Annotated in this window: 10 protein-coding genes; 5 read left to right on the top strand and 5 right to left on the bottom strand. The window is 70.1% G+C overall.

Annotated features, from left to right (window positions below; translation table 11 throughout):
• Positions 1-20: 20 nt before the first annotated feature.
• Entirely contained in the window at positions 21-434 is a 414-nt protein-coding gene (locus G4G93_RS33040) for a VOC family protein (RefSeq protein ID WP_165091518.1), read from the top strand.
• Positions 435-450: 16 nt separating this feature from the next.
• Here the strand turns inward: G4G93_RS33040 and G4G93_RS33045 are convergent, their stop codons facing one another.
• From G4G93_RS33045 to G4G93_RS33065, 5 genes are all read right to left on the bottom strand, one after another.
• A complete protein-coding gene (locus G4G93_RS33045; protein WP_165091520.1) occupies positions 451-1440 on the bottom strand; it encodes a glucokinase in 990 nt (329 codons plus the stop codon).
• Positions 1441-1508: 68 nt separating this feature from the next.
• Entirely contained in the window at positions 1509-2459 is a 951-nt protein-coding gene (locus tag G4G93_RS33050; RefSeq protein WP_165091521.1) for a 3-hydroxyacyl-CoA dehydrogenase family protein, read from the bottom strand.
• A gap of 320 nt (positions 2460-2779) precedes the next feature.
• Positions 2780-3808 (bottom strand): cyclase family protein, encoded by a 1029-nt coding sequence (locus G4G93_RS33055; RefSeq protein ID WP_165091523.1) that lies wholly within the window; start codon positions 3806-3808, stop codon positions 2780-2782.
• Positions 3809-3923: 115 nt separating this feature from the next.
• Positions 3924-5180 carry an ABC transporter substrate-binding protein gene (locus G4G93_RS33060; RefSeq protein ID WP_312892319.1) on the bottom strand — a complete coding sequence of 419 codons (1257 nt, stop codon included), beginning with the start codon at positions 5178-5180 and terminating at the stop codon, positions 3924-3926.
• 147 nt (positions 5181-5327) lie between these two features.
• Positions 5328-6011, bottom strand: a complete 684-nt coding sequence (locus G4G93_RS33065; protein ID WP_246737173.1) for a histidine phosphatase family protein — start codon at positions 6009-6011, stop codon at positions 5328-5330.
• Positions 6012-6083: 72 nt separating this feature from the next.
• Between G4G93_RS33065 and G4G93_RS33070 the strand changes: the two genes are divergently transcribed.
• From G4G93_RS33070 to G4G93_RS33085, 4 genes are all read left to right on the top strand, one after another.
• Positions 6084-6548: a PaaI family thioesterase gene (locus G4G93_RS33070; protein ID WP_165091526.1), complete on the top strand. Its 465-nt coding sequence runs from the start codon at positions 6084-6086 to the stop codon at positions 6546-6548.
• A 100-nt stretch (positions 6549-6648) separates the two neighbouring features.
• Positions 6649-8100 (top strand): MFS transporter, encoded by a 1452-nt coding sequence (locus G4G93_RS33075; protein WP_165091528.1) that lies wholly within the window; start codon positions 6649-6651, stop codon positions 8098-8100.
• A 304-nt stretch (positions 8101-8404) separates the two neighbouring features.
• A complete protein-coding gene (locus tag G4G93_RS36330) occupies positions 8405-10057 on the top strand; it encodes a hypothetical protein (protein WP_246737174.1) in 1653 nt (550 codons plus the stop codon).
• Positions 10058-10327: 270 nt separating this feature from the next.
• Positions 10328-11136, top strand: an 809-nt coding sequence (locus tag G4G93_RS33085; RefSeq protein ID WP_165091530.1) for an IS4 family transposase, incomplete at its 3' end; no start/stop codon positions are given.

Genomic DNA, 11136 nt, shown 5'->3' on the forward strand with positions numbered 1-11136 from the left:
CTCCGGCAGGAGGTGGCATCATGCCGGAGATCGCCGGAATCCTCGAAACGGTCCTCTACGTCGACGACCTCGCGCGGGCGGCCGCGTTCTGGGGCGGGCCGATGGGCCTGCCCTGCCTGCACGAGGACCACCGGATGCGCGCCTACGACGTCGCCGGGCGCGGCGTCCTGCTGCTGTTTCCCCGCGGCGGCTCGCTCCGCCCGGTGCCGACGCCCGGCGGCACCATCCCGCCCCATGACGGCTCGGGCCCGCTCCACATCGCCCTGTCGATCCCGGCCGCCGCGCTGGCCGAATGGGAGCGGCATCTGACGGGGCACGGTATCGCGATCGAGGGACGGACGACCTGGCCGCGGGGCGGTGTCAGCCTGTACTTCCGCGATCCGGACGGGCATCTGGTCGAACTGGCGACGCCGGGGTTGTGGAAGGGATATTGAGGGGTGGGCCCAATCCTCACGCCGTCCAATGCTGCCCGTCATACGCGAACCGGTCGGGCTGGCAGGCCAGCGCCGAAAGGCCGGTCAGCGCCGGGTCGGCGATGGTGATGACGCAGGTTGGGATCTTGCACATCCGGTCGGAGAACGGCGGCTTGTGCTCGAAGGCCTTGCGGAAGGCGCCCTCGTTCAGCACGTCGAGGATCCGGGGCGCGATGCCGCCGCCGATATAGACGCCGCCGGTGGCCAGGAAGGTCAGCGCGAGGTCGCCGCAGAGCCGCCCAAGCAGCCGGGAGAACACCCGCAGCGTCCGCTGCGCCGCCGGATCCTCGCCCGACAGCCCGCGCTCGGTGATGTCCTTGGGGTCCATCTCGCCGCCGCCGAGGCCGGCATGGAGCCGGGTGAGGCCGGGGCCGGAGAGCAGGGACTCGACGGTGATGCGGCCCTCGATCCGCGCGAGGCGCGGCCAGAACGCGAAGTCCTCGTCGTCGCTCGGCCCGAAATCGACGTGTCCCGCTTCCGTGGAGACGATGGCGAGTTGCTTGCCGTAGGGCACGAGGGCGGCGGCGCCGAAGCCGGTGCCGGGGCCAAGCACCAGGCGTGCGCCGCCGTCGGGGCAGAGGGTCGGGCCGATCTGTTCGAGGATCGTGCTGTCGCGCCCGGCCGGGTCGAGGGCGGCGGCGCCGGCCGCCACCGGCACGTAGTCGTTGACGACCCGGCAGCTCCTGAGGCCGAAATCGCGGCCGATCCGCTCGCCCTCGATCACCCAATGGGCGTTGGTGAGGTGCACCGCCGGGCCGTCGACCCGGGCGGCGACCGCCAGGATCGCGGAGCGGGGCGGGGCGACCTCGCTCTTCTCCAGGGCAGCGCGGATCGCCGCGCTCGGATCGGGAAAGGCGGCGGTCTTCTCGTGGGCGAGCACCACCGGCTCGGCCCCGGGCTTCTCCTGCACGGCAAAGCGCGCATTGGTGCCACCGATGTCGCCGAACAGGACCGGGAACTCGAACATGGGCCGCCGCCTCGCCTCGCGCCTTCACGGCTTCCGGTTATAGCGCCGCCGCGGCGCCGGTCGACCGCTCAGGCGCCCTCCATCCGGCCGACCTGCTTCATCGCCTGCTTGAGGGCGAGCAGCCGGCGGTCGCGATCGCGAAACAGCTCGGCCGGGTCGCGTCCGCCCCAGTCGAAGAAGCCCTTCCCGGCCATCACGCCGGTGCGCCCCTGCGCCACCAGGTCGTCGACGGCGTCCGAGCGGGTGCGGGCCGGCGGCGGGCTGTAGCTGGCATTGGCCAGCGCGTGGCGCAGAAGCTCGATGCCGGTGAAATCCGCCTTGGCGAGGTGGCCGAGGATCGGGATGCGCAGCGCTAGGCCGTGAATGATCGCGTCATCGATCTCCCGGGCCGACGCCACGCCCTCGTCGAGGAGGTGGTAGACCTCGGCCGAGATCGCCGACTGGATCCGGTTGGCGACGTAGCCGGGGATGAAGCGCTTGAGCACGATCGGCACCTGGCCGAGGCCGAGCACCAGCGCGCGCGCCTCCTCGATCACGGCCGGGTCGGTCTGGGGCCCCGGCACCACGTCGACGAGATCGACGATGTAGGGCGGGGTGTACCAGTGCATCACCAGGGCGTTCTTCTGCCGGCTTTCCGGGATCAGCGGGAAGACGTCGAGGTAGCTGGTGTTGCTGGCGATCCGGGTCCCGGGATCGCAGAGCCGGTCGAGTTCGGCGAACAGCGCGCGCTTGGCCTCCGGGTTCTCGGTGATCGCCTCGATGACGAGGCTCGCCCCCGAGACGGTCGCGGCGAGGTCGGGTTCGAGGCGGATGCTGTCCGCCGCGCGCTCCGGCGTCCAGTCCGGCCCGACGGCGCCGGCCTCGCGCAGGGTGTCGAGGGCGGAGGCGATCAGGCCCGGCACCCGCTCCAGGGTCTCCGGCCGGCTATCGGTCAGCCGCACCGTGTGCCCGCCGAGCGCCAGGACCAGGGCGATGCCGTGCCCCATCAGCCCGGCTCCGACGACCGCGATCTCGCTCATGGTGTTCTCCCGTGACATCTTCTGATGGATTTGGCGGAGGGCCGGCATTCCACTGCCGCATGTCCCACCCCGCATCGTCGTCCCGCGGCCCGGCGCGGCCGAGGACCCGGAACCCATGACCGCCGAGGCGGCAGAACCCGGCGACAGGCGTCCCGCTTCATCCGGAAGTCTCGGCGTTCATCGATCCCGGGTTCCGCGGCGCGGGCCCGGGATGACGAGGCGGGGATGAAACAGGTCGTGCCCGGTCGGCTCGCCGTTGCGAGGCCGCCTTGGCCCCGACCGCGCGACCTCCGCCCGCACGATCGGGCCCATCATCCCGCCTACACCGTGGCGATCGGCGTCGTCGGCGAGCCGACCGCGCCGGGCAGCCGCAGGGGCGGCGCCGTCAGCAGGAAGCGGTGGCGCCCGTTCGCCCGCAGCCAGGTCGCGAGCGGGGTGAGGTGCCACAATTCGCCGAGATTGACGCCGAGGCGGAACAGGCAATGCTCGTGCAGGGGCAGGGTGGCACAGCAGCCGTCGCCGGGCAGCGCCGGATGGACCTCGACGGCGTAATTGTCGGCGATGAGGGCGACGAGCCCCGAATCGGTGATCCAGTTGAGGAGGCGTCGGTCGCGCCCGTCGAGCCCGGCGCAGAGATCGTGGACGATCGCGGGATCCGGATTGCGGTTCATGCCGAGCAGCCGCTCGGCAAAGCCCGTATGCAGGCAGACCATGTCGCCCGGCTCGACCGTGACGCCGTCGGCATCGAGGATCCGCCGCAGCCGGTCGTAGCCGACCGCCACCCTGGCATCGCCGAGATGGGCGTGAAGGTCGATCATCACGCCGCGGCCCTGCATGCCGCGCTCCGCGAGCCGCTCGATCCCGAGCGCCTGGGCGCGGGACGGCGCGCCGGCCTCCTCCGGCGTCGCCGGGCCGGTGATGTCGGAGCCGGCCCGGAAGCCGTTGTAGTAGACCGGGCGCGGGGTGCCGTCGCCCTCGACGTCGAACAGCGAGCCGACATGGGCGAGGCTGTCCCACTGCGTCGAGTATTGCAGGTGCAGCACCGCGAGGTCGTCGCTGATCACGTCGGTGGCGTCGGGCACCTCCTCGCAGACCGGAAAGTTCATGTTCGGCCGGCCGCTCGCCCGCACCGTCGGGCGGATCTGCGGCGGATGGCGGCGGGGGTTCAGCACGTTGCCGCCCGGAAAGTCGAGGGGCAGGCTGAGGCAGAAGGTCAGGCCCTCCCGCACCTCGGCGGCCCCCTGGCGCACCTTCTCGGGCGTCAGGAGGTTGAGCCGGCCGAGCTCGTCGTCGGGGCCGAAATCGCCCCAGGTCGAGCCCTCCGGGCGGCGGCGCCAGCGCATCGTCATCGTTGTTGCCCTCGCTGCTGACGCCGCGCAAACGGTCCGCCGCCCGCGCGGCGGCGCGCCGTCGCGCCGGCCGACGGCCGGGGGCCGGTCGGTCGATGGAGTCCGGCCGTCGGGATCATTTCTTCACCAGGGGACAGCGGGATGCGGATAACGGCTGAAAGGCCTGCTCGCCGGGAATCGTGGCGACGAGTTTGTACAGGTCCCAGGGCCCCTTCGATTCCTCGGGTTTCTTGACCTCGAAGAGGTACATGTCGTGGACCATGCGGCCGTCCTCCCGGATGCGTCCGCCGCGGGCGTAGAAGTCGTCGACCGGGGTCTCGCGCATCGCCGCCATCACGGGCGCGGTCTCGTCGGTACCGGCCTTCGCCACAGCCTTCAGGTAGTGCATCACCGTCGAGTAGACGCCGGCCTGGGACATGTTCGGCATCTTGCCGACGCGGTCGAAGTAGCGCTTCGACCAGGCGCGGGTCTCGTCGTTGAGGTCCCAGTAGAAGCCTTCCGTCAGCAGCATCCCCTGCGTCGCCTTGAGGCCGAGGCCGTGGACGTCGCTGATGTAGACGAGGAGGCCCGCCAGCTTCTGGCCTCCCTGCGTCAGGCCGAACTCGGCGGCCTGCTTGATGGCGTTGGTGGCGTCGGCGCCGGCATTGGCGAGCCCGACCACCTTGGCGCCCGAGCCCTGCGCCTGGAGCAGGAAGGACGAGAAATCGGCGGTGTTGAGCGGCACCCGCACGCCGCCGAGCACCTTGCCGCCATTGGCCTTCACGACCGCGCCCGCGTCGCGCTCCAGATCCTGCCCGAAGGCGTAGTCGGCGGTGACGAAGAACCACGAATCGCCCCCGGCCTTGACGGTGGCGAGCGCGGTCGAATGGGCGAGCGCGTAGGTGTCGTAGGCCCAGTGGACCGAAACGGGGGAGCAGGCCTCGTTGGTGAGCCGCACCGCGCCGGGGCCGTTGAACGCGATGACCTTGTTCTTGGCCCTGGCGATGTCGGCGGCGGCGAGCGCGGTGGCGGAGGCCGCCACGTCGAGGATCGCATCGACCTTATCCGTATCGAACCAGGCGCGCGCCGTCGCCGCCGCGATGTCGGGCTTGTTCTGGTGGTCGGCGACCACGACCTCGACGGGCGCGCCGAGCACCGTGCCGCCGAAATCCTCCACCGCCATACGGGCCGCCGCGGCGCTGCCGGGCCCGGTCACGTCGGCATAGGGCCCCGACATGTCGAGGAGGAAACCGAGGCGCACCACGCCGTCGGAGACTTTCGCGGAAACCTTTTGGGCATTCGCGGCCGGCGCCTGCTGCGCGCAGGCCGCCCCCTGCCACGCGGTACCCGGCACCGAGACGGCCAGGGCCGCCGCCAGAAGCGTTGTCCTCACCCGGTCCGTCCTTCGTCGGAGACGTTCGTTCGTGCGGTACGCCGTCGAGGGCGCCCGGGTGCATGGTCCGGACAAGGGGACCCGGTTGTCAACTGCGGGGAAGGCGGGGCGGCACTGAAAAACCGGTATGGCCCCGCTTGCCCGGGGTCAGGCCGCCGGGCCGCCCTCCGCCGCCCCGAGCCAGGGCTGGGCGTTGACCATGCCGACGCGCCAGCCCGATTCGTCCGGGCCGGCGTAATGGTCGAGGCGGGTGAGCGAGCAGTTCTCGATCGCGAAGGCGAGGCCGCCCTGCGGCGGCAGGTTCAGCGCGAGCGCGATCGCCGCCCGGATCGTGCCGCCATGGGCCACCGCCACGATGTCGCGGCCGCGATGCTCGGCGGTCAGCTCGGCGATGGCGGCGCTCACCCGGTCGTACAGCTCGGAAAAGCTCTCGCCGTCCGGCGGGCGCTCGTCGGCGGGGGCGAACCAGTAGCTCGCGGCGAGCGGCTGGCGCTCGGCGAAGAAGCCGGCCCGGTCCCGGCCCTGCCAGGCACCGAGATTCTGCTCGGCGAGGGCCGGCAGGGCGGTGAGGCGGGGGACGGCGCCGTCGGTGGTGAAGTCGCCGGCCTGCCACAGGGCCTCGGCGGTCTGCCGGGTGCGGCCGAGATGGCTCGAGACCCAGACCGCGCCGCGGGGCAGCACCGGGGCGAGGCCGGAGAAGACGTGGGCGTCGCCGCAATCGCAGGCGATGTCGCCGCCGCCATAGATGCGGCCGCCGTCGCCCCGCACGGGGGCGTGACGCACCCACCACCAGCGGGTCCGGACGAAGGAGGAGGGGGTCTGGGCGCTCATGAAGCCCTCATAGCGCGAATTGCCAGGCCGGCGAACTCTCCGCATAGGTGCGACACGCGGAGGAGAGAACGGATGGACGGGGCGGATGACGGCAAGATCTACGGGGCGGACATCCCGTTCGCCCGGCTCTGCGGCATCGAGGCGCTGGAGGTCGTGGAGGGGCGCACGCGCCTGCGCCTGGAACTCGGGCCGCAGCACGGCAACAACCTCGGCATCGCCCATGGCGGCATCCTCTGCACCCTCCTCGACATCGCCATGGGCACGGTCGCCCGGCTCACCGCCGGCCGGCCGGTGGTGACCCTCGACATGCAGACCCGCTTCCTCTCGCCGGGCCACGGCCTGCTGCTCGCCGAGGGACGGGTGACACGGGCCGGGCAGTCGATCCTGTTCTGCGACGCCGAGATCCGCGACGAGGCCGGGCGGGTGGTGGCGACCGCCACGGGGGTGTTCAAGCCGGTCGGCGCCGCCGGAGGTCCGGGCGACAAGGGACCGGGCGACGAGGGACCGGGCGCGGAAGGGTCCGCCGGACGGGGGTGAAGGGCTCGCGCCGAAGGTTTCCGGGGCGTTGCGGGTTTCCGCCGCGCCCCGGCGGGCCATGTTGACGGGACATGGTCTGGCCCGCGCCCGAAAGGCCCCGATGACGCGCTCCCTCACCCCCCGCGCCGCCCCCGGCGGCGTGATCGAGACGGACGTCTCGGCCCGGCTCGACCGGCTGCCCTGGGGCCGGTTCCACACCCTGGTGGTGCTGGCGCTCGGCATCACCTGGGTGCTCGACGGGCTCGAGGTGACGCTGGCCGGGGCGCTGGCCGGGGCCCTCAAGGCGAGCCCGACGCTGAACTTCTCCAATGCCGAGATCGGGCTCGCCACGTCGAGCTACCTCGCCGGCGCGGTCCTGGGGGCGGTCGGCTTCGGCTGGCTCACCGACCGGCTCGGGCGGAAGAAACTCTTCTTCATCACGCTCGCGGTCTATCTCGCGGCGACCGCCGCCACCGGCCTGTCCTGGAACCTGTGGAGCTTCTGTCTCTTCCGCTTCCTCACCGGGGCCGGCATCGGTGGCGAGTACACGGCGATCAACTCGACGATCCAGGAACTCATCCCGGCCCGGGCCCGGGGCTGGACCGACCTCGTCATCAACGGCAGCTTCTGGCTCGGCGCCGTGCTCGGGGCCGGCACCTCGCTGATCGTGCTCGATCCCGCCCTGTTCGGGCCCGATACCGGCTGGCGCGTCGCCTTCGGGCTCGGTGCCTTCCTGGGGCTGATCATCCTCTTCCTGCGCACCTGGATCCCCGAGAGCCCGCGCTGGCTGATGACCCACGGGCGGCACGAGGAGGCCGAGATGCTGGTGGCCGGCATCGAGGCGCGCTTTCGCGCCGAGGGCCACGTCCTGTCCGGCGGCCCGTTCCCGAAGGCGCGCCTACGCCAGCGCAGCCATACGCCGCTCTCCGAAGTCTTCGCCGCGCTCAAGACCTACCGCCAGCGCGCGGGGGTCGGCCTGGCGCTGATGTCGGCCCAGGCCTTCTTCTACAACGCGATCTTCTTCACCTACGCGCTGATCCTGATCGACTTCTACCAGGTGCCGGCGGACGGGGTCGGCTGGTACATCCTGCCCTTTGCGGCCGGCAACTTCATGGGGCCGGTACTGCTCGGGCGCCTGTTCGACACGGTCGGCCGCAAGCCGATGATCGCGCTCACCTACGGGATGTCGGGCGTCCTGCTGGCGATCAGCGGCGTCGCCTTCCAGCAGGAACTCGTCACCGCGACGACCCTGACCCTATGCTGGATGGCGGTGTTCTTCTTCGCCTCGGCCGCGGCGAGCTCGGCCTATCTCACGGTGAGCGAGGTGTTCCCCCTCGAGATCCGGGCGCTCGCCATCGCGCTGTTCTACGCGGTCGGCACCTCCGTCGGGGCGGTGGGACCGGCCCTGTTCGGCGTGCTGATCGAGGGCCATTCCCGCACGGCGATCCTCGGCGGCTACCTGCTCGCCTCCGTGCTGATGATCGCCGCCGGCGCGGTGGCGGGGATCTGGGGCGTGGCGGCGGAGAGGAAGTCGCTGGAGGAGGTGGCGAAGCCGCTGGCGGCGGCGGAGTAGGGCACGGCCCGATCCGCGCGCGGCCTTCGCCCATGCCCCTGCGGGGCCCATGCCTGATTCATGCCCCGGCGGGGCCATGCCCGGTCCTGCTGCGGCATGGTCCGGGACGAGGGAGGATCCCTGAGCCGATACGCCCGGCATGGCTCAAGCTCGGCCGTTCCAACACTATTCTCATCATGAAGTCGCACTGGCGCCGAGTGACGAAAGCAGGCACTGTCATCACTTGCCCGATCGAATGGCGCAGCAAGCAACCATCAAGAAGAAATAATTTGCGGAAAATTCTACGCAACGCGGAGGAAATGCCATGCCGGCCCCGACCACGCAGAATTTCTTCGATGCCTCCAACTGGGTCTACGGCTACAGCGACAGCAATGCGCTGCCGCCGATCCCGGTCGGATTGACGCCGTTCTACTACAAGACTGGACAGTTCGATTCCGGTCTGCTTCCGAGCGGGTTTCACGGTGCGGCCTTCCTCATTCCCGGTGCCCAGCCGCAGGTGATCATTGCTGTCGAGGGCACCGACGTCTCGGGCATCGGCATCCGGCCCGACTTCCTGCTGGCGCAGCTCGAAGCGGATGTGAGCCTCTTCGTGGGAGTGGTGCCGCAGGCGTTACGCGATGCGGCGACCTTCACCCAGCAGGTGCTCGCGGCGGCGAACGCCCACGGTATCCAGGCCGGCCAGGTCCACCTCACCGGCCATTCCCTGGGGGCCGCGGCGGCGTCCTACGCCTCGACGCGGACGGGCCTCGACGGGACGACCTTCGCGGCGCCGGGGCTGCCCTCCAACTCGGTCCCGTTCGGCGGGGCCGGTGCCCTCACCAACTACGTCGATTTCGGCGATCCCGTCGGGAACTACAGCGCCACCCCGATCAACGTCGAGGACGGGTTCCTCTACTCGGACGCGATCCGGCGCGTCGGCGATCCGACCTATATCGGCGATTTCGTGGAGGCCGGGATCCTCGCCGCGGCGGCAGCCGCGGCGGCGCCGGGCAACAGCGACCCGGTGCGCGCCGCCGGACTCCTCACGCTCGGGGCCCTGGCAGCGGAGAACCATCCCCTCACCCATTACGGCGAGGACCTGAACCTCCTCCTCACCGACACCCCCGTGCTGGCCGATGCCAGCCGGATCGTCTCCGGCAAGGACTACGCCCAGTTCTACGGCGACATCATCGACCGGAATTTCCTGGTCGGCGACGCGTTCTACGCCATCCGCAATCCCGACGTGCGCGAAGCGGGCATCGACGCGGAGCAGCATTACGACCAGTACGGCTGGCGCGAGGGCCGCGACCCCGACGCCTACTTCTCCACCAACGGCTACCTCGCCGCCAATCCGGACGTGCGCGCGGCAGGGACCAACCCGCTGCAGCAATTCGACCAGTCGGGCTGGCGGCAGGGGCGCGATCCGTCGGCGGCGTTCGATACCGGGCTCTATCTCAAGAACAATCCGGACGTCGCCGCCGCCGGGATCGACCCGCTCGCCCATTACCTGCAATACGGCCGGGCCGAAGGCCGGCAGATCGATGCCGCGATCGGCCCGACTGCCTCGTTCACCCGCGGCTCGTTCGATGCCGAATACTATCTCCTCGCCTATGGCGACGTATCGGCGGCGGCCCTGCGCAGCGGCGGCGACACGCTCGACTACGCCTACCGGCATTACGAGCAGTATGGCTGGCGCGAGGGGCGCGATCCGAACGCGTTCTTCGACACCAAGGGCTACCTCGCCGCCTACGGCGACGTGCGGGCGGCCGGCATCGACCCGCTGATGCATTACGACCAATACGGCTGGAAGGAGGGCCGCGACCCGTCGAAGAGCTTTGATTCGACGGCCTACCTCGCGGCCTACGGCGACGTGCGGGCGGCCGGGATCGATCCGCTGACGCATTACCTGCAATACGGTGCGCTCGAGGGCCGCTCGACCTTCGCGGACGGCACGTTCGGGGCCGGCGCCACCGGCTGAATCATCCCCCAGCCACGCGCCATGGCGGCATGTTCGTCAGTCGAGGCCGGGAACAGCGCGGCGGAGCATCATACGAAATCCGACTGATTGCTTCGCAATGCGGATTTCGGCTTCGCTCAGACGCCGCGCCGGCTCGAGCGGCGCCCGATCGCGTTGCACCACGGTACACGACAATGGCGTCTGCGAGGCTGGCACAGCTACGGTTGATGCCCTGGTTGTGGGCGGTACGCTGCGGTGGACTGAAGGATTCTCCGCCAAGAGGATCCTCCGATGTCCTGTTGCCTGCGCACCGCCCTGGTGACGAGCCTATCGACCCATCTTGTTCTCAGCAAATCCCGTCTCGAGACCCTTGGCACCCTGATCATCGGGCTGATCCACGGCCGAAGCGTCAATCTCACTCATATCGCCAGCCACTGTCGCGGATCAGCCTGCTACGCGTCGAAGTATCGCCGCCTGCAACGCTTCTCCCAGCATGTCCGCCTCGATCAGGCTGTCATCGCCGCGCTCGTCGTCCGCATGCTCAACCTGGCTCGCCCCAAGTGCCTGGCGCTCGATCGCACGAACTGGAAGATTGGCCGGCACGATGTCAACATCCTGATGCTCGCCATCGTCACCCGTCGCTTCCGTGTGCCTCTGTTCTGGACTGTGCTACGTCACCAGGGCAACAGCAACACGGCTCAGCGGATCGCACTCCTCAAGCAGTACCTGGCTTTGTTCGAGCCTGGATCGATCGAGTTCCTGCTCGCCGAGCGCGAGTTCATTGGCGCCGCGTGGTTCAATTTTCTCATTGAAGCCGAGATCCCGTTTGCCATCCGGGTCCGATCCGAACTGACCATGAGCCTCCCGGACGGACGACCGTGGTCGATCGAGAGCCTGCTGCGCAACAAGCGGGCGCGGCGGACCATCCACACACTCGATCTCGTCCTGCCCGATACGGCATTGACCGTGAAGCTGGCAGCCAAGCGATTGGCCAGCGGCGAATGGTTGATCGTCATGACCAACACCGCCAAACCCAAACGTGCGCTCCAGCTCTATCGGCGACGCTGGGGGATCGAATGCTTGTTTGGCGATGCCAAGGC

This window comes from Methylobacterium sp. DB0501, from assembly GCF_011043735.1.
Classification (GTDB): Bacteria; Pseudomonadota; Alphaproteobacteria; order Rhizobiales; family Beijerinckiaceae; genus Methylobacterium; species Methylobacterium alsaeris.